General features: G+C 40.2%; 26 protein-coding genes and 1 pseudogene. 10 read left to right on the top strand and 17 right to left on the bottom strand.

Translation table 11 applies throughout. The features are described 5' to 3' along the window. Positions 1-134: 134 nt before the first annotated feature. Together C6348_RS07435 and C6348_RS19030 are read right to left on the bottom strand one after the other, a co-directional pair. Complete coding sequence (locus C6348_RS07435) at positions 135-689, bottom strand: hypothetical protein (RefSeq protein WP_034661402.1); 555 nt, start codon at positions 687-689, stop codon at positions 135-137. Between the two features lie 137 nt (positions 690-826). Next, positions 827-1138, bottom strand: a complete 312-nt coding sequence (locus tag C6348_RS19030; protein ID WP_223251539.1) for a GNAT family N-acetyltransferase — start codon at positions 1136-1138, stop codon at positions 827-829. Positions 1139-1462: 324 nt separating this feature from the next. On the opposite strand from C6348_RS19030, the gene C6348_RS07445 reads away from it, so the two are divergent. The 5 genes from C6348_RS07445 to C6348_RS07465 all read left to right on the top strand — a co-directional run bounded on the left by C6348_RS07445 (position 1463) and on the right by C6348_RS07465 (position 5358). Then, positions 1463-1789, top strand: coding sequence for an uberolysin/carnocyclin family circular bacteriocin (locus tag C6348_RS07445; RefSeq protein ID WP_034661404.1), 327 nt, complete (start codon positions 1463-1465; stop codon positions 1787-1789). A gap of 297 nt (positions 1790-2086) precedes the next feature. Beyond that, positions 2087-3628 carry a hypothetical protein gene (locus C6348_RS07450; RefSeq protein ID WP_223251540.1) on the top strand — a complete coding sequence of 514 codons (1542 nt, stop codon included), beginning with the start codon at positions 2087-2089 and terminating at the stop codon, positions 3626-3628. Further along, entirely contained in the window at positions 3591-4130 is a 540-nt protein-coding gene (locus tag C6348_RS07455; protein WP_223251541.1) for a stage II sporulation protein M, read from the top strand. The genes C6348_RS07450 and C6348_RS07455 overlap by 38 nt, the downstream gene beginning before the upstream one ends. 21 nt (positions 4131-4151) lie before the next feature. Continuing rightward, positions 4152-4697: a hypothetical protein gene (locus C6348_RS07460; RefSeq protein WP_034661406.1), complete on the top strand. Its 546-nt coding sequence runs from the start codon at positions 4152-4154 to the stop codon at positions 4695-4697. Then, positions 4690-5358, top strand: coding sequence for an ATP-binding cassette domain-containing protein (locus tag C6348_RS07465; protein WP_106042467.1), 669 nt, complete (start codon positions 4690-4692; stop codon positions 5356-5358). Before C6348_RS07460 ends, C6348_RS07465 begins: the two co-directional genes overlap by 8 nt. Before the next feature lie 53 nt (positions 5359-5411). Here C6348_RS07465 and C6348_RS07470 read toward each other — a convergent pair whose 3' ends face one another. Then, entirely contained in the window at positions 5412-5705 is a 294-nt protein-coding gene (locus tag C6348_RS07470) for a CotD family spore coat protein (RefSeq protein ID WP_106042469.1), read from the bottom strand. Between the two features lie 220 nt (positions 5706-5925). Here C6348_RS07470 and C6348_RS07475 point away from each other — a divergent pair, with 220 nt between their 5' ends. Continuing rightward, positions 5926-6138 carry a hypothetical protein gene (locus C6348_RS07475; RefSeq protein ID WP_095285476.1) on the top strand — a complete coding sequence of 71 codons (213 nt, stop codon included), beginning with the start codon at positions 5926-5928 and terminating at the stop codon, positions 6136-6138. Positions 6139-6174: 36 nt separating this feature from the next. Here the strand turns inward: C6348_RS07475 and C6348_RS07480 are convergent, their stop codons facing one another. The 4 genes from C6348_RS07480 to C6348_RS07495 all read right to left on the bottom strand — a co-directional run bounded on the left by C6348_RS07480 (position 6175) and on the right by C6348_RS07495 (position 11359). Then, complete coding sequence (locus C6348_RS07480) at positions 6175-7515, bottom strand: sugar porter family MFS transporter (protein ID WP_034661417.1); 1341 nt, start codon at positions 7513-7515, stop codon at positions 6175-6177. A gap of 81 nt (positions 7516-7596) precedes the next feature. Further along, a complete protein-coding gene (gene araA / locus C6348_RS07485; RefSeq protein ID WP_106042471.1) occupies positions 7597-9018 on the bottom strand; it encodes an L-arabinose isomerase in 1422 nt (473 codons plus the stop codon). Between the two features lie 17 nt (positions 9019-9035). Next, positions 9036-9740, bottom strand: a complete 705-nt coding sequence (locus C6348_RS07490) for an L-ribulose-5-phosphate 4-epimerase (protein WP_106042473.1) — start codon at positions 9738-9740, stop codon at positions 9036-9038. After that, positions 9734-11359, bottom strand: a complete 1626-nt coding sequence (locus tag C6348_RS07495; RefSeq protein WP_106042475.1) for a xylulokinase — start codon at positions 11357-11359, stop codon at positions 9734-9736. The genes C6348_RS07490 and C6348_RS07495 overlap by 7 nt, the downstream gene beginning before the upstream one ends. Before the next feature lie 273 nt (positions 11360-11632). Between C6348_RS07495 and C6348_RS07500 the strand changes: the two genes are divergently transcribed. Continuing rightward, positions 11633-12733, top strand: coding sequence for a GntR family transcriptional regulator (locus C6348_RS07500; protein WP_106042477.1), 1101 nt, complete (start codon positions 11633-11635; stop codon positions 12731-12733). Between the two features lie 33 nt (positions 12734-12766). Here C6348_RS07500 and C6348_RS07505 read toward each other — a convergent pair whose 3' ends face one another. From C6348_RS07505 to C6348_RS07540, 8 genes are all read right to left on the bottom strand, one after another. Then, positions 12767-13492: a DsbA family oxidoreductase gene (locus tag C6348_RS07505; RefSeq protein ID WP_106042478.1), complete on the bottom strand. Its 726-nt coding sequence runs from the start codon at positions 13490-13492 to the stop codon at positions 12767-12769. Between the two features lie 141 nt (positions 13493-13633). Continuing rightward, positions 13634-14191 carry a 6-phospho-3-hexuloisomerase gene (gene hxlB / locus C6348_RS07510; RefSeq protein ID WP_106042479.1) on the bottom strand — a complete coding sequence of 186 codons (558 nt, stop codon included), beginning with the start codon at positions 14189-14191 and terminating at the stop codon, positions 13634-13636. Continuing rightward, positions 14188-14820 carry a 3-hexulose-6-phosphate synthase gene (hxlA, locus tag C6348_RS07515; RefSeq protein WP_034661437.1) on the bottom strand — a complete coding sequence of 211 codons (633 nt, stop codon included), beginning with the start codon at positions 14818-14820 and terminating at the stop codon, positions 14188-14190. The genes hxlB and hxlA overlap by 4 nt, the downstream gene beginning before the upstream one ends. Positions 14821-15008: 188 nt before the next feature. Then, positions 15009-15365: a transcriptional activator HxlR gene (hxlR, locus tag C6348_RS07520; protein ID WP_012010675.1), complete on the bottom strand. Its 357-nt coding sequence runs from the start codon at positions 15363-15365 to the stop codon at positions 15009-15011. A 75-nt stretch (positions 15366-15440) separates the two neighbouring features. Further along, entirely contained in the window at positions 15441-16307 is an 867-nt protein-coding gene (locus tag C6348_RS07525; RefSeq protein WP_106042481.1) for an alpha/beta hydrolase, read from the bottom strand. A 53-nt stretch (positions 16308-16360) separates the two neighbouring features. Beyond that, on the bottom strand, positions 16361-16738 hold the full coding sequence (locus C6348_RS07530) for a hypothetical protein (RefSeq protein ID WP_106042482.1): 378 nt from the start codon (positions 16736-16738) through the stop codon (positions 16361-16363). A 170-nt stretch (positions 16739-16908) separates the two neighbouring features. Then, positions 16909-17481 (bottom strand): hypothetical protein, encoded by a 573-nt coding sequence (locus C6348_RS07535; RefSeq protein ID WP_223251542.1) that lies wholly within the window; start codon positions 17479-17481, stop codon positions 16909-16911. Positions 17482-17720: 239 nt separating this feature from the next. Beyond that, the gene (locus C6348_RS07540; RefSeq protein ID WP_034661446.1) at positions 17721-18323 is read right to left on the bottom strand and encodes a TetR/AcrR family transcriptional regulator; all 603 of its coding nucleotides are present in this window, start codon (positions 18321-18323) and stop codon (positions 17721-17723) included. A gap of 108 nt (positions 18324-18431) precedes the next feature. On the opposite strand from C6348_RS07540, the gene cyoE reads away from it, so the two are divergent. Continuing rightward, entirely contained in the window at positions 18432-19328 is an 897-nt protein-coding gene (cyoE, locus tag C6348_RS07545) for a heme o synthase (RefSeq protein WP_411266104.1), read from the top strand. Between the two features lie 55 nt (positions 19329-19383). Here the strand turns inward: cyoE and blaBPU are convergent, their stop codons facing one another. Together blaBPU and C6348_RS07555 are read right to left on the bottom strand one after the other, a co-directional pair. Then, positions 19384-20172 carry a BPU family class D beta-lactamase gene (gene blaBPU / locus C6348_RS07550; RefSeq protein ID WP_106042763.1) on the bottom strand — a complete coding sequence of 263 codons (789 nt, stop codon included), beginning with the start codon at positions 20170-20172 and terminating at the stop codon, positions 19384-19386. Between the two features lie 123 nt (positions 20173-20295). After that, positions 20296-21459: an acyl-CoA dehydrogenase family protein gene (locus C6348_RS07555; protein ID WP_106042487.1), complete on the bottom strand. Its 1164-nt coding sequence runs from the start codon at positions 21457-21459 to the stop codon at positions 20296-20298. 144 nt (positions 21460-21603) lie between these two features. Between C6348_RS07555 and C6348_RS07560 the strand changes: the two genes are divergently transcribed. Both C6348_RS07560 and C6348_RS07565 read left to right on the top strand, forming a co-directional pair. Further along, positions 21604-22368 carry an amino acid ABC transporter ATP-binding protein gene (locus tag C6348_RS07560; protein WP_170938403.1) on the top strand — a complete coding sequence of 255 codons (765 nt, stop codon included), beginning with the start codon at positions 21604-21606 and terminating at the stop codon, positions 22366-22368. Next, positions 22365-23213, top strand: a pseudogene (locus C6348_RS07565) (amino acid ABC transporter substrate-binding protein); the annotation flags it as partial. The gene C6348_RS07560 and the pseudogene C6348_RS07565, both read left to right, overlap by 4 nt. Between the last annotated feature and the right edge of the window lies 1 nt (position 23214).

The raw sequence follows: 23214 nt of genomic DNA on the forward strand, positions 1-23214 counted from the left end.
TCATGTCTTGATGACGTGTGTTTGTAGGATAGACTTTGCGCGAACCCGATTTAGTTTTCAAAAAACACTTTTGTCACATTTTCGTCACAATTAAGAGAGGTTGAAAAAAAGGGCTTGATCTCTCAGCCCTTTGATTATTTTTGCATATATAGTTGAAATAATTTCGTTTCTTCATCAATAGAACTCGCTCGATCAAAAGCCGCTCTAACCGTCTTCGTATTGTTCATGAGCTCATACAGCATTGTCAGGACAAAGATAAATGCCGCATCTCCATCAATGTAATCATCAGGCGCTGTATAGGACAAAGCACCTGCTTCTAAAAAGGCTTCTGCAAGTTTTTTCTCACCTAGTGTGCAGCCGGTTGATATGACGTGAACCCCTTTTAACGAAGCATACCGCTTGATTTCATCTGCTCCAAAAGTTACACCTCTAGGCTCCCCATCTTCGTATACATCTTCCCCTAACTCCGGCATGAGAAACGCTCCTTCTTCCCCATGAAAAGATAAAAGAAAGTAGTCCGTCTCCCTTCTATTTCTCCCAGATAACACATCAATCAGATCATTGGGTCTGCCTATCCAATGCATATCGACTTTTGCACCAAAGTTCTCAAATGCTGCACGCAGGGCAAAAGATTCTAGCTCACTATTTGGTCCTGTTGCTAATGTGATGCGCATGGTCTGTTGTTCCACTTGTATCTCCTCCAAACGATGATAAAAATAAACCCATTTTTTCTTCATCTGCATATGTATCCGTCCATTTTAGTGCACTGATCAATACATTTGCTCGATGTCCTGTCGTTCTCGTGCGAAGGAAAGAGCTTCCGTCATCAAGCCTTGCCTACTCCCTTTCCGCGGGCACCAGCCGTTACATACATCGCTGCTACATTCGCTCGGTGCTTTAATTTCTGTAAGGTTTCTTGGGTGAGTGTGACCGTCCCCACAAGCTGCCCTTGATAAAAGGTGCCAAAGGTCCACATAGATTGTGCCGAAGCAAAACGAGCCGCATATTTGTCTTTTGTATCTATTTGTTCTTCTTCATAGCTCATGGCAAAGCCCTCTGGATGTAATCGCAGTGCTTCTAGTCTTAATGCTGTATATTCTTCAGCATCACCTGCGTTAACAATTGAATATTCAGACAACCACCTCCAACAGAATGATTGATCCTTCCAATTTTATCTTGAAAGGAGGTTTTGATCAAAGGATATTGATCCCTTAGCACCAATCTCTTTTCCTACATGCAATTAGACATGATATGCTTATCCATCTGTGAAAACAAGGTATTTCCGATCATGTTTACTCGTTTTATCCTAGCAAAAACGATTCTTTTCTCACTTATCTTTTCACCTTTTTTATATTAATCTATAACTAATTCATGAAAAAAAAGAAAAAAAAGGATTGCTATGAATGAAAAGATATCATAAGATAGAATAGTAATAAAAATACAAAAAAGGGAGGAATTTGATATGACAGAAACAAGAAACGAAATCAAACTACATGTTCTTTTTGGTGCTTTAGCAGTAGGTTTCCTTATGCTAGCTCTTTTTTCCTTCTCGCTACAGATGCTGCCAGTTGCTGATCTAGCAAAAGAATTTGGTATTCCAGGCAGTGTTGCAGCTGTTGTTTTGAACGTTGTTGAAGCGGGCGGAGCTGTTACAACAATCGTCTCCATTTTAACTGCTGTAGGATCAGGTGGTCTTTCTCTTATTGCAGCGGCTGGTAAAGAGACCATTCGTCAGTACCTTAAAGCCCAAATTAAGAAAAAAGGCCGTAAAGCCGTTATTGCTTGGTAATTCATTTTTATGACTCAATAGAAGGAGACTTTGTTCTCCTTCTATTTAAATTTTGATGCAGGTGAGAAGATGTTATATCCATTATTATCACTACTTCTATCAATTAGAATTCAACAACAATATTCAAATCTAGCTCAGTTTATAATACGTAAGGTTCCATTTTTCACATCGTTTTCTTCTAAACAGTACATATTATTTTCTTGTATCCTTGATACTTTATTCGGATGTGTGATTGTATTCGTTATTTCTTCATTTCTTTACTCTCCGATCTATCAAATAGAATGGGAAAGTGCTTTTGTGATATTTTTGTTTCTTTTCTCTATCGTCAAAGGGATTGAATCTTATAGAAGAACTCATATTCTTCCTTTTGAAGAATTGATACAGCTTGCACCTGTTTCCTCAAGACACCTTTTCCAAACGCTTTTGTTTTCAGAACTGATCTGGTTGATGTTGACCAGTTTGAGTACTTATTTAATCTATTTTCTGTTTCAATATTCCATTGCACAAACACATGACTGGATATTCTGGTTAAAGCATCTCAATGTCATGTTGACAGGTTTCTTCCTTTTTATCGTCAGCAATAAGATATTTGGTGCTTACATCTATAATATTGTCGTGAAAAAAATCGGGATCATTCGTGTTCTTTTTTTCGCAAGCATCTCTTTACTTTTTTTCTTATTTGGAAGAGTCCTGATATTGAACATTATTTTCCCTTTTTATCACACCTTCCAACAACTTTTTCAGTCGATTTCATCGCTTGCAGAGGATTCGTTTTGGATTACACTTTCCAACAATTTGGTGGCTTTATATCAAAATGATCTTCAGCATATCCATCATGCTTTATTCTCAAAGGATTCTGTATTTCTACAATTTCAAGCGCTTTTCACTTCACCTGTCACATTTTTCGTGGTGATATTAGCAGCTATACTCGTCATGAAGAGTCCTGTACGCTGGATTCCAACTGGGAAAGATCATGATCAAAACTCAACACATTTTCGAGATTTATTTTATTGGTACTTTCAAGTACTTAATAAAATTCAAGGCTCGCTGTTTCAAAAGAATATGTTGATCCAAAAAGACCTCAAGGTGTTAAAAGAAAAAAGATGGCTGCTGTCTAAAGAGTTTTTTAATTATATGTTTATGTCATATGAAGCCTTCTTTTATATCGGGGTTATGACTAGTTTGATCTCCATTATTGATCATCCGGCTTTGCAGATTCAGCTGCTTTTTACATTAAATGTGATGATTTTAGCAAATCAAACGTATGAGATGAGAATGCTGACCCCTTCTATTTTTTCTTTAAGTGCTGAAAAAAAGAATATTTGGCTTTTTGAGCTTTCTCAAACATCTCTTATTCAGTTTTTCTTATCAAAAATCCAGTTATTTTATTGTTTATTTTCCATACCAGCTCTCTTTCTGCTATTCATTAATCTATCAATCATGGGTGTATATCAGCTTTTTGATATTCAGATGCTCATTCAATTTGTGGCATTAGGGATTGGTTTTTTCATTTTCCCTTTGATTCAGCTTTACTTGTTTCCATTTACAACGAAATTCAATTTTATTCATGAGCATGAAATAGGGACAACCAATGAGGAAATAGAAGTTATCGATAAAGGGCAGGCTTTTGCAAGAAACTTTCTTGTATTACCTTTTATGTACTACATGATCTTGACCTCTTTTCTACCTATTTTGCAGCAATCCTCAGGTCTCATAAACTTTCTGTTTGCTTTATATTTTGTGATCGTTTCATTGATCTGCTGGGTGTTATGCCGCAAGACCATCTATAAAGGGATTGAGTATGTTGAAAAAAATAAGATATTTTCTATCGGAGAATAGACTGATTTTACGACTCGGCTACATTTATGCTGCTATCTTTATTGCAGCAGTGCTGATTGGTAGCCTTCTTCCTTATGATCAGATTCCTTATTTAAAAAAGGATGAAGAGATGTTTTTTCTATCTATTTTCTTAAATAATTTGCAAGTTGGGATGGCGATATTAGGGATCGGAGCTTTTACAGGCGGCATCATGGCTGCTGGCATTCTTTTTTACAACGGATACATTATTGGCAAACTAGTTCAGTATTTGATTGTCAATCAAGAAGTGCAGCAGATATTCACAGGATTACTGCCTCATGCTTTCGTAGAGATTCTTGGTTTCATCCTGTTTTCAATTGTCAGCTCTTTTCCTTTTATTTATCTTTATCGATTTATAAAAGGAGAAACAATTGATTTAAAAAAGCTGACTGTGACTGTGTTTCAATTGATTTTTGCAGCAATTGTTCTCTTATTCGCAGCATCTCTTTTAGAGGAATACGTTAGCCATGTACATCTACCATAGAAGAAAGGGGAATGTGGTTCCATGGAGCTACTTCTACGACCTAAGGAATTTTTCAATCAGAATCAATCGATTAAAACCATTGTAGGCCTTGTCTTACTATCATTATTTGTTTCGACTGTCTTTTTAACATTTTTTATTATTGATTTGTTAGTAGATGAACCGTTATCTGCTGGAAAACAAGTAGCCAGCATTGTTTTTATTTTTTTGCTGACGATCCCGCTGTATTTCATTTTAAATTTTCTCAGTACCGTTCTCACTTCTATTTATATGTATTTTTTTCATAAAGCTTTTATTTTACGCAAAATGTATCTTGTCATTTTGGTTTATAATGCATTTCTTTTATTAGTGAATAGTGCAGCGATCTATTGTGTGATGGTGTTACAATTAGATCACTATTTTATCTTGATACAAGCAATTTCCTTCTTCATCAACTTATATCTTTTGCGCATCCTTTATGATGGCATCATTTACTATGCAGAAGGGTCGAAAAAGGCTGCCCTTGCGACAGTGATCTTGTATATGCTGGTGACCACTGTGTTTGTTATTGGAGGATTCATCAATGGCTAGTCTTCAAGTGTCTCAGCTATCTTTTCGCTATGAAACAACAGAAGAAAGCTCTCTCCTTCTCGATCAAGTTTCGTTTGATCTGAAAGGAAGTGATCGAGCTTGTATCATTGGAAAGAACGGCAGTGGTAAATCGACTCTTTTAAAGATCATCGCTGGTCTGCTTCCTTCTGTATCAGAAACGATTTTACTCAACAAACAGCTTCACCCCGGGACCACTCAATATAAAAGTCTGGTGGCGTACATCCCAGATAAGCCTTTAGTCTATGATGCACTCACTGGTCTCGAGCACATGGAGCTTGTCCAGTCTTTATGGAAAATGAACAAGTCAGAAAAAGAGTTATACAAAGAGACCTTTCTATCGCTTTGTGATGCATTTGATTTAACGCATGCCCTAAAGATGCCAGTCAAACAGTATTCATTGGGCATGAGATATAAACTTTTCTTTAATTGTATGGTGGCAAGATCTCCAGAGCTGATCATTCTTGATGAGCCTTTTACCTCTCTTGATGAGGCCTCACAGATACAATCGATTTCTTTATTAAAAAAAGAATTCTCACATCGATGTGTTTTATTTACCAGCCATCAGCGCTACCTTTATTCAGAATTAGGAAATCGTTTCTTCCAGCTGGATCAAGGACAATTAAACGAAGTGGAACGTTAGACATACAAAAGGCATCCCATAAAAGGATGCCTCTCTTCTTTTTCTCGATCACATTACCACTTACAGCGTTTCACTGGACGGCAGCAAGGGTTTTTGATATCCCTGCCGCAATCGTATTCTTCCACAATGTACTCGTTATGAGTAGATTGAGTGACAGGGTAGTAGTTTTCAATTCTTTTGATGTTTTTATTGACGTTTGTGATATGCGTTGGTTGAATTTTTCTGATGGTTTGTTCATTCGTTGTCGTGTTGACAATTTGACGTGTGGGGAAAACAACCGTTTCATCTCCTCCTTGGTTTCCTCTGCGAGGACCAAAGAAAAAGTCATCTAATCGATTTCGGCTCATCTCAACACCCCTTCAAGTTGTCTTTCACTTACACTCTATCGTATGTAAGAAGCGCATTTCGTGACTAGATGCTTGTCTATTTTTAAAAAAATCCACTATTCATCTCGTTTTCTCTTTCTTTACAAAAGGGCAATTTTAACATATTATACAATATGATATATTGTGGTAGAAGAAATTGTGGCCCATAACCTTCCCACTTATCAAATACGAGGTGAACGATATGATCAATACGACACAACCAATCGAACGAAACAAGCTAGACATTGCACTTGAACTGACTCAATTGCATTTGAATCAATATGAAACGAGTCATCCTGATCAGTTGAGTGAGGTTTATGCGAAATATTATGCGCTGCTTGAAGTGCTGGATTTATCTTCTTATGATCAATTGATTGATTTATTGCCCGCTGAGCTAAAACAGACGCTTGAGTAAAAAAACCCTCTATCCACATGGGATAGAGGGTTTTCTTTATACACGTGCTGCCATATCGGTTTCGATTTGCTCTAAGCTTCTTCCTTTTGTTTCGACTAAAACAAAGCGGGTGAACAATAGTCCGATTAAGCAGATAACCCCAAATGAGGAGAAAATGACCCCAAAGCTGAACTTATCAGCTAAGATAGGGAAAACGAGTCCAACAGCTAACGATCCCGTCCAGTTAAAGGCAGATGAAATGCCTGCTCCAATGCCCCTGACAGAGAGTGGGAAGATTTCGCCGATGATGATCCACGTGATCGGTGCCCATGAGAAGGCATAGCACAAGATAAAGCAGCAAAGGGAAATCAATGTCACCCAGTTTAAAATCCCTTCACTAACGCCAAGTGCACCTAATGCCGCTGGTGCAAAGAAGGAAAGTGCCATACCTGTGCCTCCTACGGTGAGAATCGTTCGGCGGTCGAACCGGTCGACAAATTGTAAAAAGATAACGGTTGTCACGACAAAAATGACACCGACAATGACTGTAAAGCCTGCTGCGACCTGCGGCGCAAGGCCTACATTCCGAGCAATACTCGTTGCATAATACACAATGGAGTTCGCGCCTTGAATTTGCTGAAGGGTCGCCATCCCAACCCCGATGAAAAGAGCCATTCTGAATTTCTTTTGGAACAATTCACGAATACCAGAGCGTTCTTCTTTCGCGACTTCTAAAATTTCCTGCATTTCTGCTTCGATTTCTTCACGGGAAGAACGCAGTGATCCTAATACCTCCCGTGCTTTATGAGCCATTCCGTGTTTAATTAAATATCTCGGAGATTCAGGCAGCCTCAGCATACCAATATAAAGCACGATAGCAAATAAAGCGGCACTTCCCAGCATCCAGCGCCAGCTGTCTGGAATAGGTTCAAACACAAACGCGACAATATAGCTCAGCAATAGTCCGCTCACAATCATAAGCTGATTGAGCCCAGACAATTTCCCGCGGATTTTAGCAGGAGCGATTTCAGACATGTAAGCCGGCACCAAAGATGAGGCTGTTCCTACTGCTGTCCCTAAAAAGATACGAGCAATGGTTAATGAAATCTCTTCTGGTGCGATGGCTGACCCTATAGCTCCGACAAAAAAGATGATCGATGAGACCAAAATGAGCTTTCTGCGGCCGAACTTATCCCCCATGAGGCCGCTTAAAATCGAACCAATGATTGCTCCGCCCATTAATGAAGAGACGACAATTCCAAGCCATAATGGGCTGAGCTGAAATTCTTCCTGAATATGTCCTTCTGCCCCTGCAATAATTCCAATATCATATCCGAATAAGATGCCTGCAAAGGACCCGAAAAAGAAGATAAATTTACTTGACACTTTTTTCTCCAAGTGGATGACCCCCTCACTTAATTAACCGCTTTCATTTCTCCCGGTGCTTCTACTGTAAACAGTAGAAGACGTTTCACCCTTCTATAAAACCACATATTCTGCATGAACAAGCTTTGTAAAATGAACAATTTGATCAACCGTTAAATTGAGGGATACGACTGTATGATGACCCCCGCCTTGCTTAATCCATGCTTTGACTCCGTCCTGAAAATTCGGCTTGATTTTCCAGAGCACACGTGCAACCGGTAAATGAGGTGCTGCTTCCTCCGGCTCAAAGGCTTCGACTTCTTGTATGAGCCATTTGAAATGGGTTCCAAAGTCAGCAATGGAAACAACAACACCTTCGCCTGCTTTTCCATCAAACACAAGACGCGCTGGATCTTCCCTGTTTCCGATACCAAGTGGAGATACGACAATCACTGGTTTCGTATGGGCGAGCGCTGGATCTACTTCTAACATATGAGATTGCAGCACCGCTTCCTGTCCAGAGGTCATTTCATACGTGTAGTCCTCCATAAAACCAGTGGATTGATGATGACTCATCACCTTTAATAATCGGTCCAGTGCAGCAGTTTTCCAATCGCCTTCCCCAGCAAAGCCATATCCCTTTGCCATCAGCCGCTGTACCGCAAGTCCTGGCAGCTGTTTCATTCCATGTAAATCTTCAAAGTTTGTCGTAAAGGCATTGTAGCCGCCTTCATCTAAGAAGCGTTTGATGGCGATTTCATAACGCGCTTGCACCTTAACACTTTTTTCCCACTCTTCAACTGAATACGTTCCATAATCCACATCATATTGCGTTAAATACTCCGCAAATAATGCATCTACCTCTGCTTCTTCTACTGCATTAACATATTCGACGAGATCGCCTATACCAAAGTAATCAACGGTCCACCCTAGTTGAATCTGGGCTTCGATTTTATCGCCTTCTGTTACAGCCACATGGCGCATGTTGTCACCAAACCTAGCTACTTTAATCTGAAAGCTTTCATGATAAGCAGCCGCCACGTCCATCCAATCAGCAATTTGCTGCTGTACGTCTGGCTTAGACCAATGACCGGCGACAATTTGATTTTGTTTATTTAAGCGTGCATTGATATAGCCATATTCTCTATCTCCATGGGCAGATTGATGAAGATTCATATAGTCCATGTCGATCGTGTCCCACGGAATCTTCTCATAATACTGTGTGACAAGATGCAAAAGAGGCTTCTGCAAGAGATCGGTTCCGCGTATCCACATTTTTGCCGGTGAAAATGTATGCATCCATGTCATCACGCCGACAACCTCATCGCGATAATTGACTTCTTTCATGAGCTTTGTGATTTGATCCGCGCTGACAGCCAGCTCCTGCAAGATCACTGGGTAAGGAAGTAAACCACTCTTATTTAAGGCATCCGTCATCTTTTGAGCATCTGCTTTTACTTTCTGCAGTGCTTCATCTCCATATAAATGCTGCGATCCAACAATAAACCAGCATTCTTTATGTTGACTTGTTAACATAGAAATCCCTCTTTTCTTTATCTTGAAGGTTTTTGTCCGTAATACGCATGTTCTCCGTGTTTTCTTAAGTAATGTTTATCTAAAATTCGCTGCGGGAGAGGCTCCGCGTATTCGTTTAATTGCTTTGCGAACAGATTCATTTTGGCAACTTCATCTAAAATCACACTGTTTGTGACCGCACTTTTTGCATCTTTTCCCCACGTGAATGGGCCGTGACCTTGAAGTAATACACCCGGCACCGCCATCACATCTAGGTTTCTTTCCTCAAACGTTTCGATGATCAGCCGGCCCGTTTCTACCTCATAACCGCGGTTGACTTCTTCTTCTGTCAGAAATCGAGCACACGGAACAGCGCCGTAAAATGTATCGGCATGCGTTGTGCCCATTGCCTGTAAATCAAGACCCGCCTGCGCCCAAACGGTTGCCCACATGGAATGGCTATGTGATATACCGCCAATTTCCTCAAAGTGTTTGTAAAGAACAGCATGTGTCGCTGTATCTGATGAAGGACTGAATTCCCCTTCCACTACTTCACCGTCAAAGTCGACCACAACCATGTCTTTTGCTGATAATTGGTCATACGCTATACCGCTCGGCTTAATAACAAATAGACCGCTGTCACGATCACACGCACTGACATTGCCCCATGTAAATTTCACAAGTCCGTATTTCGGCAAATCTAAATTCGATTCAAATACTTCTTCTTTTAAGCGCTCTAGCATACAGTTGTCACTCCTTTCTTTGGCATCAGATGTGCTACTGCCGCTTCTTCAATCGCAAGGCCCTCTTGATAGCGCTTTAAAAATTCGTCAAAGCCTTTGACATCAAGCGGATCGGGTTCTATGAGTTCTTCTGATGTATGGGCAAACACTTGATGCGTGAGAAATTCAGCCAATGTTTGCTTTTGATGATGGACCATATAGGAAGCAAGGACAGCCATCCCAAACGCACCGCCTTCTCCCGCAGTGGAAACGACTGATACAGGTGTATCAAGCGCTGCGGCCACCATTTTTTGACCAACGAGCGGGGTTTTAAATAATCCCCCATGCCCTAGTAACCGATCAATCACAACCTGTTCATGTTCTTTTAAACGATCCATCCCTATTTTCATTGCACCAAAAGCAGAAAAAAGATGGGTACGCATGAAATTAGCCAGATTAAAGCGGCTTTCAGCTGATCTGACAAAAAGAGGTCTTCCTTCTGGCAATCTTGTAATATTTTCTCCAGAATAATAGCCATAGCTTAAGAGTCCGCCGCCATCTCGATCTGCTTCTAACGCCTGCTTCAATAAGGCTTCGTATACCTTTTCTGACGCCACTTGCATACCCAATGCTTCAAATGCCTCTCTGAATATATTCATCCAAGCATTTAAGTCACTTGTACAGTTGTTCGCATGAACCATTGCGACTGGCAGTCCGTCTGGCGTTGTGACCATATCCACTTCTGGATACACACCCTTTAGCTCCTGCTCTAGCACAATCATGGCAAAAACAGATGTCCCAACTGAAATGTTCCCTGTCCGTTTTTCTACACTGTTTGTTGCCACCATTCCCGTTCCGGCGTCACCTTCCGGGGGGCAAAATGGAATGCCTGGCTTCAAGTGTTTGCCTTGATCTAAAATGGCTGCTCCTGCTGCCGTTAACACGCCAGCCTCCTCGCCTGCTAAATAAACACGCGGCAGAAGGTGACGCAGCTTCCACGGGTAGCCTTTTTCTACGATCAAGTCTTCAAATTGATGGAGCATTACTTCATTGTAATCCTTCGTTTGTTCATCAATTGGAAACATGCCTGACGCATCACCAATGCCAATGGCCTGCTTTCCGGTTAACAGCCAGTGAATGTACCCTGATAGGGTGGTCATATATTCTAAACGGGAAAGATGTTTTTCCTCCTCTAATATCGCTTGATACAGATGGGCAATGCTCCATCTTTCTGGAATATGAAATTGGAAGACATTCGTCAGTTTTTGACTCGCCTCAATGGTTGTTGCATTCCGCCATGTTCGGAATGGAACGAGGACCTCTCCTGTATGATCACATGCCACATAGCCATGCATCATAGCTGATACTCCAATTGAGCCAATGGTTTGAATGGTCACGCCATACCTTTGCTCGACTTGCTCTTTCATCTCCCGGTACGCTACTTGAAGACCTGTAATGATATCAATTAAGTTGTACGTCCAAATTCCTTCCTGGAGAGAACTTTCCCATTCAAATGTACCTTGAGCAATTGGCTGAAACGCTTCATCTATTAAAATAGCTTTAATTCGTGTTGAACCAAATTCAATCCCTAAAGATGTCCGTCCTTCTTTTAAGGCTTTGGTCGTCTCTTCATGATCCATTCTGCGTTCACCCCCATAATTGATAGCGGTTTCAATTTTAATTTTCTAGATTCATTGATTCTCTGTGCACATTCACAATATAATATTTGTACGTACATATGTCAATATTAAATATAGTTGTACATACACAATGTGACAAAAACCTTCACTTTTCTAAAGCTAACACGACAGAACGGGAAAGCGCCTGTTTTTGATTCGACAACCATGTTAAAATATGTCCATACAATTTCTTCTCAATCCGAGTAGATGATCAACTGAGAAAGAAGTGAAACGATGAAAAAGAAGTACCAGATCATTATCGATGATATAAAAAGCAAAATACTCACAGGGGATTACCGGATCGGGGAACGTATTCCAACCGAATCAAGCCTGCAGGAGATGTATCAAGTGAGCAGGCATACGGTTCGAAAGGCCATCTTAGAATTGTCGAGCGAAGGGTTTTTACGAAGTGAAAAAGGTTCAGGCACATTTGTGACCAATCAATATCAAACAAAGCCTGCTGGACATACGCATATGAAAACGATTGGCGTCATGACGACATACATATCCGATTACATTTTCCCTTCCATCATTCGAGGCATTGAAAGCCGATTAAACGAAGAGAACTATTCTTTGTTACTGGCAAGTACGAATAATGATGTGGAACAGGAGAAAAAAGCGCTAGAAATGATGCTGTCCTTTGGTGTGGACGGACTCATTGTCGAGCCGACGAAAAGCAATTTATATAATCCGAACATCTCGTACTACCTATCTTTTAAAGAACAGGATGTACCGCTCATTATGATCAATGCCTATTATGAGCAGTTAGAGGTTCCATTTCTCTGTTTAGATGATGTGAAGTCCAGCTATTTAGCCACAAAAGAGCTGATCACCTCTGGACATCAGCAAATCGGCCTGATCTCAAAAACAGATGACTTACAGGGAAAGTACCGAATGAAGGGATATATTCAAGCGCTCGGTGAAGCCAAGCTTAACTTTCTGCCTGAGCACGTCCTCTTTTTCGATACAGAATCGAAGCAGCATTTGGGAGATGATATCAAAACTTTCTTATTAGAGCATCAGCATGAGCTGACTGCCCTTGTTTGCTATAACGACGAGGTTGGATTAGAAGTTGCCAATGTATGCAGTGACATCGGGCTGTCCATTCCAGAGGATCTCTCCATTATTGGACAGGATAATTCGTATATTGCCCAGAAAAATGCCCATGTGAAGCTGACAACATTGACCCACCCTCAGGAGCAAATGGGCCGGGATGCGGCAGACTGGATGATTAAAAAAGTTCAAGGAAAAAAGAATCTCCCTCATCAAACCTTTTACGAACCTGTATTGGTTCCAGGTGAAACGATCAAACATATGAATGCAAGAAAAAAATGAGCCCTTTTTGGAGGAGGCTCATTTTTTATATGATTAGATCTCTTCTTTAGGGGTAGGAACTGCGCATACGCCGTCTGCACATGCTGCTTCAAATGAATTGGCAGTCGCTTTCTCAGCTTGAGCTGCTTCTTCTGTCCAAGCCGTTTCAAGTGCACGAAGGAAGGTATCGGCTGGCTGTGCACCTGCCACTGAATATTTGCCATTCAATAAGAAAAAAGGAACAGCAGAAATACCAAGCTGTCTCGCCTCTTTTTCGTCTTTTCGTACATGATCTGCAAAATCTTCGCCGCTTAAAACTTGCTGTACTTCCTTCAGATCAAGACCTGCTTTTTCTGCAATATCTAAAAGGGTTTGACGATCACCAACATGCTTTCCATCTGTAAAATATGCTTGAAACAGCTCTCCCATGACGAAATCGCCTTTGCCCATTTGACCAGCATATTGCGCCAATCGATGGGCATCAAAGGTGTTTGTCAACACGAGTGGATCAAATTGAAAATCAATTCCCTTCTCTTTGCCGGCCTGCTTCACCTGCTCATTCATCGCCATGGCCTGGCTGCGGCTCATCCCATATTTTTTGACGAGCATATCATGGACATCATAATCGACCTGAGCAGGTGCATGTGGATCAAGCTCAAAGCTTTTAAACTCGATTTCTACCTGTTCCTTTTGAGGGAATTGTTCAAGCGCTGTTTCTAGTTGTTTTTTTCCTATATAACAAAAAGGACAGGCGATATCTGACCAGATTTGTACTTTCATCTTCATCTTCCTTCCGAGCTTACGCTTTTTCTTTAACGATGTAACAATTATAGTTACATCCAATCGATGATGTCAAGATTCTGCTCTTGATTTAGATAAAAAAAGCCTCTCCTTCTAAGAAAGGAAAGGCTTTGAAAATATCTATTCTAAATTTGCATGGTGACCGTACATTGTATGTGTGTCGAGCTCTTTTATTTCCATTAAACGCAAAATGACCGCATCGTATGTCAGAAGAAGCGATTGCTCAAATAGCGAGCCCATTGGCTGAATGGTATGATGGCTTCCTTCCTTTTGATCCTTCGGCGCACCTGACAGTAAAATGACTTCATCCGATAGATCAGCTAGAGGTGAGTCAACTGAAAGCGTGAATGCTGCCACTTTTCCGCCAATTGCTTTTGCCTTTTTTGCAAGGACTAGCAAGGTCTCTGTTCGACCAGAGCCGCTCCCCACAATCAAGAGATCTTCTTCTGTAAAGGAAGGAGTATTGGTCTCACCGATCACATAAGCCTTGACGCCAATATGTGTGAGTCTCATGGCAAATGATTTCCCCATCAAACCAGATCTGCCAGCCCCTGCCACAAAGACCTTTCTTGCAGCTAAAATACTTGAGACAAGCCGCTCCGCTTGTTCGTCTTGAATAGCGGGGGAATGCTCAGAAAGCTCATTCAAAATGGCTTTCACATAGTCACTGGTCTTCATGATTGTGCGATCAGCTGCTTCATTTGTGCAGCCACTTCTGCTTTATTGTCCTGGCTTGCGATACCGCCGCCGACAATGATCAAATCAGGATTTAACTTCACGACTTCAGGTAACGTATCAAGCTTAATTCCGCCTGCAATGGCTGTTTTCGCTTGTTTGACGACTTGTTTAATGGTCATAAGGTCAGCAAATGAGTTTTGACCAACCGCTTGCAGGTCATAGCCTGTGTGCACACAAATATAATCGACTCCAAGCTCATCCAGCTCTTTTGCCCGGCCAGCGATATCTTTGATACCAATCATATCAACTAAAATTTGTTTCCCTCTTGCTTTCGCTTCTTTCACCGCTCCTTGAATGGACATATCTTCTGCCGCTGCAAGAATGGTGACGATATCCGCTCCAGCTTCAGATGCCTGCTGCACTTCATAACCGGCCGCATCCATAATTTTCAGATCAGCGAGTACACGTAAATTCGGAAATGCCTGTTTGACTTCTTTTACAGCACGCAAGCCTTCATTGATCACAACAGGTGTCCCAATTTCGACCACATCAATAAATGCTTCTACTTCTTTGATCAGCTCAATCGCTTCTGGTATATTCACTAAATCTAATGCTAATTGTAATTTCATTCACTTTCACTCCCGTTTTTTCATCTCATCTTCAAGAGCTTCGCGGATGGTGCTTCTTGAACGATGAAATGAGTATAACAACAGGAGTGACGCAATCCAAGTACGCACTTTTTTTTTACATACTATACTTTTTCGCATATGGTCACAAAAAAGATACTGTCTTTCGACCAGTATCTTTTGCAGTATTACTATTTATCATCCTTTAAAAAATTGCTGTCGAGATATTGTTTTCCCCAATCATACATCGCCTCTAAAATCGGCATTAAGCTTTCTCCTAGTTCTGTCAGGGAATATTCAACTTTTGGCGGAACGACAGGATAAACCTCCCGATGCACAATGTGATCTTCCTCTAATTCTCTTAACTGATTGACAAGCATTCTTTGCGTAATCCCAGGCATTAACGATTTTAGCTCGCCAAACCGTTTTGTCCCTTCTCTGCCAAGGTGCCATAAAATCAGCATTTTCCACTTACCGCCGATAATATTCAGCGTCAGCTCTTTTTCGCAATTAAACACTTTATTTTCCATACGTGATGACAACGACATACACTCCTTTGGTACAAACCATTTACGCTTTATCATATACTGCGGCAAAATGGATTGCCTAGCATACGGTCTTCGTTATTGATTTTGTTTTTTGACAAAAGCCATAACAGCTTTTGTCATGTCTTGCGCTTCTTTTGGCGCCCTGTCTGATCCAAACCATTTATTCAAGTCACTGTGGCTCAGCGAATGAACCAGAAAAACAAACCGCGAGCCTTTATCATGATTCAGTTTTTCTGCAAATCGGTACACCTCTGGATTTTCCCAGCCCGTGACCAAATAAACAGGCGGTACATTCGCTTGATTCATATAAGTGACAGGTGATGCCTTTGTCCAGTTCTTCTCCTGTTTGCCAAACACCTTTTTGTACGATGGTATGGCTTGTATAAATTGATTGATGTTTAACGGACCATCTAGAATCACGATGGAATTGATCGTTTTTGGCGACAATCCAACACGTTTTAAATAAGTTGAATCTGTGGCCACCAATGCCGTTAAATGACCGCCTGCCGAATGTCCCATCACGTTGATTTTTGATGAATCGATTTGATACTCACCTGCATGATCCTTGACCCATTTAATGGCGTTTGCCGTATCATCTGCCATCTGCTCATAGTGGGCATCAGGGTGAAGCCTGTAATTCATTGAAACAAACACATACCCTTGACCGGTAAAATAATCAGCCTTCGAAGCAACTCTATTCTTATCGCCGCCTGTCCAGCCGCCGCCATGGAGATAGATCATGACTGGATGCTTCTTCTTATCTTCATTTTTGCCCTTTGGCATATACATATCGAGTGTTTGCTGTTTGTTTTGTGTGTCTGCATAATGGATGTTCGTCGTCGGCTTAGGCTGGTTTAAACGGAACACAAAGAATGCGCATACCAATAAGCCCGCGATGACAGCCGCAAATAAGAGCCATTTCGTGATTCGTTTCAATGTCATTGCACCTTTCTATGTTGGGATGAAGAAGCATGATTAGCACATATGTAGATAGACTAGCACGATTCATTTGATACGACTTGTATGACTTGAACTGTTTGACAATAAAATGAAAAATAATCTTCTTCATAGTCTTCTACGAAATAATTGATGTTTTCCCAGCCTCTATTCAAAGGCTCAATATTTAAATATAGACTAGAATCGTTTGTTAAGTCCAAATCTTTGATTTGAACAGAAGATACATTGGTGAATTTTAGATGGATTTCTGCTTGTTGGGTCGCAGATTCGTATGAGATTTGCAGGACAATACAGTTGATCAAGTCGTAATGTTCATTATACTCTTTAAAGTAGTGAAATTCATTGATTTGCTTTAGATGGTTGATATCGAAATCAGGGATTTGTTTCTGGATTTTTTCATCTAAAAACCATGTCATCGTTTGTCCAAGAGGTTATTGTATAAGTGCAATGATTCGTTTTCTTGTTTCTTCATGGTATTGAATACATAGCGTTGTTCTTCTTCCCAAAAACCCATTAAAAACATACACTCCTTTGTAAGTTGCGTTCTTGATTTCCACAAGTGTTATGCTATTCTCATTTTGCTTTATCACGATAACCGTACACTTGTATAAACAGGTTTATTTGTATGTTTGAATAATGCTACTTCATGATCAGTTAGCCATTTAATCTCTCGCATATGATAAGAAACCTCTTCTAAATAGGTATCGGTTTCAGCAATTAATTTTTTTGATAAGATCTTTCTTTTATTGTCTTCAATGACAAGATAGAGAGTAAACTGCTTTAGATCCAATTCGATCAGAGGATATGCTTTCTTTTTTTTATCGGGACTTAATTTTGTTTGTTTTCCTTTCATCTCCGCTTTATATTCCTTTTCTTTCATTTTTTGAAATGTCGCTTTGACTAGCTGACTGTCCCAGTTTTTTAATTCACACAGATAGAGCATCGCTTTTTCCAAAGTATCAGCTAAGATCTTTTTCTTATTTGTTGCATTTTCAAATTCACTGTAACTAAAGGGTAATTCTAGCTCGTACGTATTTTTTAAAAATAAGATGTCAGGTTCTTTTTTAGAAGTACTCAGTAATTTGTAATCTTTAAAAGAGCCACATATAAAAATAATAGCCTCACAATCTTTCGTTTGAATTTTTTCCCTAATTCCCATAAAAACATTTCTGTCACACAAAGGGATTGGCTGGCTAAGTTCCCACGGTCATCATCTGACATTAATTGGATGTATTTCAAGTACACTCCTTATACCTCCTTTCTAGAATCACCATCTCCCCATTAGGGTAAAGGCACGCCACATTCATAAATCGTATTTCATGTTGAGTTTGAGCTATTTTTTTACTTTTCATATCTTGACTAAAACACCTTCCATATTCAACTGATAGACCATAATTTTTATTTATATGAAATTATTCTTTTTAGGGATTTTTCTAATAAATCAATTGGTATATGGTCTTGACTAATATAGTGGAATATTGCTACACCATTTTCCAGTGAAAGAATTGCCCATGCCATTTCTTCAGAAGAAAGGGCACATGTAAGGTTCTCTTTTTTCATCAAATTCTCAAGGGATTGCGATATTTGTTTTACCGATTGTAGGATCATATTTGACCACTGACACCTTACTTCTTCATTTCTCATTGAATACAGAAGAAATTCCATGTTTAGCAGACTCCACGTCCGATTTTCTTCACGACTTTGAATAGACTGTTGATTCATTTTTTCTGAAAAGTGTAAAAGAGAAGGTTGTTCTGCTATTAAAGCATTGATTTTTTCTACATGTAATTGCATTTGTTGTTTCAATAGTGCCAAAAAGATCTCTTCCTTTGAATGAAAATGCGCATAAAAGGCCCCTTTGCTAAATCCCGCATGTTCTGTCAATTTATCAATGGAGACCCCATGAAAACCATACTTGGCGAAATTCTCAACTGCAGAATTTAAGAGTAATTTTCTTGTTTCTTCTTTCCTTTCATTTTGCGTCTTTCTTTGTCTAATCATTCCTTTACCTCCTTTTCTTTACAATCATACCATATAGAATTAATATACCAATTAGTATATAAATTCAAAAGGGTATATAATGTGAAAAGGAGAAAAACAATGCGACAGATGGGGAAAAAAATTCACAAAACGAAAATGGAAATAATCGCTCAAACAGTTAAATCAGGGATTATTAAATCAAATTTGATCCCAATGTGTGCTGGCTTAACCTTGGCATTATACACATATCAAATTGACATCCTTCATAAATCTATTGAGATACTATTGGCTTTTGCAGGTTCAATTTTATTAATTGGTGCTGCTGGAGCTTTAAACAATTTGTATGATAGGGACATAGATTCAGTGATGAATAGAACAAAAAACAGACCTACTGTAACAGGAGAAGTCAATCCTAAAAAAGTTCTATGGCTTAGTATTTTAATGTCTGTTTTAGGACTAGGCTTTTTAGCATTTACAACCTATCTAGCAGCTATTATAGGATTGATTGGTTTATTTTTTTATATTTTTCCTTATACAATATGGAGTAAAAGAAAAACCGTATACAACACAGAAATTGGTAGTATTTCTGGAGCAATGCCTCCTCTCATTGGTTGGGCAGCTATTTCACCAGATATATCACACCCAGCTATTATGGGGTTGTTTTTCATTACAATTATTTGGCAGATGCCGCATTTTTATTCGATAGCTATTAGAAAACAAAATGAATACAAGGCAGCAAACATTCCCATGTTACCGGTTGTAAAAGGAATGAAAAGAACATACTTACAAACGAATCTTTATATCTTAGCAATTACCTTAAGCAGTTTTCTTATCCATTCTTTAAGCATAGGGCTTGTGCTTGTATCCTTTTTTTTAGGCCTTATATGGATTTGCTTAAGTATTTTGGGTTACAAACGAATGCATTCCGAGAAGTGGGCATCAATTATGTTTGTCTATTCACTAATTTATATGACAACTCTTTATTCAACGGTCATTATCTATTCTCTTACTAGTCAAATTTTTTGATTAATAAAACATTAGTTTTGTAGATAACCATAATAAGTTCATATAAAAAAGCATCCTAAACGGATGCTTCAATCAAATGATATTTTTTCAAAATGCGATAGGTGATTTCTTTTGCTTCTATTCCGGTGCCTTCGATATTTGTGGCGAAGATGTAGGTTTTGTTTTCATGTTTGATGAAGCCTACGTACCAGCCGATGCCTGAGCCGGAGCCTGTTTTTCCGTAAAGGGTGGCGTGTTTCTCTTCTTCTTGAATCATCATTCGTTTGACCGTTCTCATGGCGTTTAGGTCAAATGGGAGAGTCTCTTCATATAGCTGTTTGAGGAAACGAACTTGTTCAACTGGAGAAATACGTAACGTACTGCTTAACCAAAATTGATCGATTCCGCCAGATATGTCTTCGTTCCCATAATGAATGGCTTTCACCCACTGACTCATGCGTTCTTCACCGATGTCACGGGCCATGGCTTGATAGTACCAGACGACTGAATCTCTCATGCCAGATCCTAGTGTATGATCCCTATTCCAGCGGTCAATCTCTCTTTTCACTCCGTCCCAATATTTAATGTCGTATTCATCTCTCACTGCGCCTGTTTGGAGTCCGATTAAGGCATTTGCTACCTTAAATGTCGATTGAGGTGCAAAGCGCTCTTTCGCTCTTTTTTTGTTATACACCCAAGGGGACTTTTCTTTTACTTCTTGAATTACAAACGTGCCTTCCCGGTCTTTCATGAATTCATCTACTGACCATGCTGGTGATGCTCCTTCAGTTGATGAAGGCTGGCTTATACAAAGTGACATCAGCATCATGCCAGTAATGAGCCATTTTATATACTTTTTCTTCAAAACAATCGCTCCTTTTCCCATGATTCCATTGATTGTAGCATGTTGAGCGATGAGATATAAGGTACGCTTGTCCTCTTTTCTTTCAAACAAAAAAAGCCGGTTCATCCGGCTTTTTGCTGTATATTAGCTTTCTTTTTTCTCTTCAATGGCTTGCTTCGCGATTTTTGAAATCGTCATATCGTCCATTGGCGGGTTATGGAGCCCGGCACGAATATCTCGATAGTAACGCTGCAGTGGACAGTCAAGGCTTAAGCTTTTTGCACCGACTAAACGCATGGCTTTATCAACAACTTGCAGACTGTGATTGACGACTGTATGTTTCACAGCGCCGAATTCATTGATTAACAGCTCTCTTTTCTCCGGCTTTTCATACAATGTGGTCGTTGAGTAGATGACGTGGCGTGCTTGCTTTAATAGTAAGTCAATTTCACCAATAAGTGTTTGGACATTTGGCAGATCACTAATCGTTCCGCTGATACTGTTCGGTGAATGGGTGATGGCATACTGAACAGCATAGTCTCTTGCCGCTTGCGCAATCCCTAAATAGCAGGAAGGAATGTGTGCAATCCAAGGATTTAGCGTACCCCCCCGCGGCCCTTTTTGCACCTCAACAAGCATGTCATCTGAGACCTTAACCTGTTCTAAGATTAAATCATGGCTTTCTGTTCCTCTCATGCCCACAACATTCCACGTTTCTTCTATTGAAACACCTTCTGTCTCACGATGAATTAAGAAGAAACCCATCGCCTCTTTTTCTTCGATCCATACGCCGACTAAAAAGTATGTAAGCGCTGGTGACATCGTTGTGAAAATTTTACGTCCATTGATGATCCACTCATTACCTGATCTAGTGGCTGTTGTCCCAGGCTTGCCCCCTCTTGTTGGACTGCCTGTCTGCGCCTCGCTCACGGCACGGTTGACAAGGGCGCCCTTCTGCACTTCTTTCGCGAAGAATTGCAGCTGCTTCTCATTCCATTGTTTCTTTTCGTAGATTTCGCCTACAACCCCTTGGTGCCAGCCGATCGATAAGGCAGTCGCTCCGTCCATACTGCCGAGCGTCTCTTGAAACAGAACCATATCCTTCACAGATTGACCTCCGCCTCCGTATTCAGCAGGAAGAGACAACGTCGTATAGCCCATCTCTATTAATGATTCAATATTTTTTTCAGGAAAATAAGCGCCTTCATCGTGTTCTTTTGCCGTTTGTTCGATCGTTTCACGAAGAGATTCTAGTTGATGAAGCCATGTTTTTTGAAAATCGGTATCAACAAATAATGCTTTAGACAAAACGTATCCAACTCCTCTGTATCTCACAATCTATCATATCTGATTTTTCCAATCGGAATAAATAAAACATACTTTACTTATAGGATTTAATGTGTTAAATTTTATCAATATTAAGTACATATGTCAAAGGAACGTGATGCTTTTATGATTTCAGCTACTAATCTACATAAATCTTATGGGCAGACCCATGTGTTAAAAGGCATTGATTTCACCGTACAAGAAGGTGAAGTGGTCGCCATTATTGGACCGAGCGGATCAGGAAAAACAACACTTCTTCGCAGTTTAAACAGCCTCGACATTCCAGATAAAGGAGAGCTGACGGTTGGTGAAGCCACGATTCAATTTGAACGATATCAAAAAAAAGATCTTCTAAAACTCAGGCAGCAATCTTCCATGGTGTTTCAGCATTATCACTTGTTTCAAAATAAACGAGCACTTGAAAATATTACAGAAGGATTGATTGTGTCTCAAAACATGTCTAAGAAAGAAGCAGAAAAGGTCGGAGAGCAATTTTTAACGCGGATTGGACTGCTTCATAAAAAAGATGCATTTCCGAGTGAATTATCTGGCGGTCAGCAGCAGCGAATTGGCATAGCCCGCGCTCTTGCGATGAACCCTTCGGTGCTTTTGTTTGATGAACCTACGTCGGCACTGGACCCAGAGATGGTAGGAGAAATTCTTGAAATGATCAAAGATATTGCGAGCCAAGGAATGACGATGGTCATTGTGACACATGAAATTTCTTTTGCAAAGGACGTGGCGGATACGGTGATCTTTATGGCAGATGGCGAAATTGTTGAAAAAGGCTCACCAGAAGACGTCCTGTTGAAACCACAGCATGAACGAACGAAACAATTTTTATCAAGGATTCATCGCGGAATGTGGCAAGGATCGGAGAAAGACAAATGAAGCAAAAGACAGCATTCATGATGTCCGGTGTCCTTCTGTTTCTCCTTTCTCTGATTGGCTGCAGCAGTGTGAAAACCACGACAGATGACGGCAGACAAATTGTGAAAGTCGCACTGAGTGCAGAGGTCAATCCACCCTTTTTAGCAACAAATGACCGAAACGAACCGATTGGCTATAACATTGATTATTTAAATGAAGTGGAAAAGAGGCTTCCCCACGTACATTTTGATTACATTTTTGGCGAGGAAGAATCGAATTTAATCGGCGTAGGCGCAGGGAAGTTTGAAATGGCGGCTAATTGGTTTTTTAGTAACCCTGAACGTGAAAAGCGGTTCCTTTACCCTAAGGTCCCGTATGGCTATTCGATGACAGGTTTAATTGTGAATGAATCAGACAAGGAGATTCGATCGCTTGATGATATGACATCTAAAAAACTGGCTCCTGTCAGTCCTAGCGGAGGCTTGCGTTCGATATTAAATCAATATAATAAAGAGCATGATCCGGATATTCCACTGACGACCATTGAAAGTCCTTCAAATGAACTCAACTTAAAACGTGTTGAAAGCGGACGGTCCGATGCAGCATTTATGAACATTTCAACCTTTGATACCATTCAAAAGCATTTGAACCTAAAGGTCAAAGTTGGCGGCATTGTGTCAAAGGAGCCTATCTATCTTGTCTTACAGCCAAGCGAGAAGCAGCTTGCAGCAGATTTGGACCGGATCACACAAGAAATGATTGATGATGGAACACTGCCTCAGCTTGCGAAAAAGTGGTTTGGTGTTGATTTCTTTCAAAATATTGATGACATCTCAGAGCAAGGGGATCAAAATGAAGAAAGGAAAG

The sequence above is a fragment of the Bacillus sp. YBWC18 genome (assembly GCF_002998775.1).
In the GTDB taxonomy this organism is placed as follows: Bacteria; Bacillota; Bacilli; order Bacillales; family Bacillaceae; genus Bacillus.

Excerpts from the sequence above, each read along its gene's own strand:
- C6348_RS07445 (WP_034661404.1), top strand. The coding sequence starts at position 1,463 with ATGACAGAAACAAGAAACGAAATCAAACTACATGTTCTTTTTGGTGCT.
- C6348_RS07455 (WP_223251541.1), top strand. The coding sequence starts at position 3,591 with ATGTTGAAAAAAATAAGATATTTTCTATCGGAGAATAGACTGATTTTA.
- C6348_RS07460 (WP_034661406.1), top strand. The coding sequence starts at position 4,152 with ATGGAGCTACTTCTACGACCTAAGGAATTTTTCAATCAGAATCAATCG.
- C6348_RS07465 (WP_106042467.1), top strand. The coding sequence starts at position 4,690 with ATGGCTAGTCTTCAAGTGTCTCAGCTATCTTTTCGCTATGAAACAACA.
- C6348_RS07470 (WP_106042469.1), bottom strand. The coding sequence starts at position 5,705 with ATGAGCCGAAATCGATTAGATGACTTTTTCTTTGGTCCTCGCAGAGGA.
- C6348_RS07475 (WP_095285476.1), top strand. The coding sequence starts at position 5,926 with ATGATCAATACGACACAACCAATCGAACGAAACAAGCTAGACATTGCA.
- araA (WP_106042471.1), bottom strand. The coding sequence starts at position 9,018 with ATGTTAACAAGTCAACATAAAGAATGCTGGTTTATTGTTGGATCGCAG.
- C6348_RS07490 (WP_106042473.1), bottom strand. The coding sequence starts at position 9,740 with ATGCTAGAGCGCTTAAAAGAAGAAGTATTTGAATCGAATTTAGATTTG.
- C6348_RS07495 (WP_106042475.1), bottom strand. The coding sequence starts at position 11,359 with ATGGATCATGAAGAGACGACCAAAGCCTTAAAAGAAGGACGGACATCT.
- C6348_RS07500 (WP_106042477.1), top strand. The coding sequence starts at position 11,633 with ATGAAAAAGAAGTACCAGATCATTATCGATGATATAAAAAGCAAAATA.
- C6348_RS07505 (WP_106042478.1), bottom strand. The coding sequence starts at position 13,492 with ATGAAAGTACAAATCTGGTCAGATATCGCCTGTCCTTTTTGTTATATA.
- hxlB (WP_106042479.1), bottom strand. The coding sequence starts at position 14,191 with ATGAAGACCAGTGACTATGTGAAAGCCATTTTGAATGAGCTTTCTGAG.
- hxlA (WP_034661437.1), bottom strand. The coding sequence starts at position 14,820 with ATGAAATTACAATTAGCATTAGATTTAGTGAATATACCAGAAGCGATT.
- hxlR (WP_012010675.1), bottom strand. The coding sequence starts at position 15,365 with ATGTCGTTGTCATCACGTATGGAAAATAAAGTGTTTAATTGCGAAAAA.
- C6348_RS07525 (WP_106042481.1), bottom strand. The coding sequence starts at position 16,307 with ATGACATTGAAACGAATCACGAAATGGCTCTTATTTGCGGCTGTCATC.
- C6348_RS07530 (WP_106042482.1), bottom strand. The coding sequence starts at position 16,738 with ATGACATGGTTTTTAGATGAAAAAATCCAGAAACAAATCCCTGATTTC.
- C6348_RS07535 (WP_223251542.1), bottom strand. The coding sequence starts at position 17,481 with ATGGGAATTAGGGAAAAAATTCAAACGAAAGATTGTGAGGCTATTATT.
- C6348_RS07540 (WP_034661446.1), bottom strand. The coding sequence starts at position 18,323 with ATGATTAGACAAAGAAAGACGCAAAATGAAAGGAAAGAAGAAACAAGA.
- cyoE (WP_411266104.1), top strand. The coding sequence starts at position 18,432 with ATGGGGAAAAAAATTCACAAAACGAAAATGGAAATAATCGCTCAAACA.
- C6348_RS07560 (WP_170938403.1), top strand. The coding sequence starts at position 21,604 with ATGATTTCAGCTACTAATCTACATAAATCTTATGGGCAGACCCATGTG.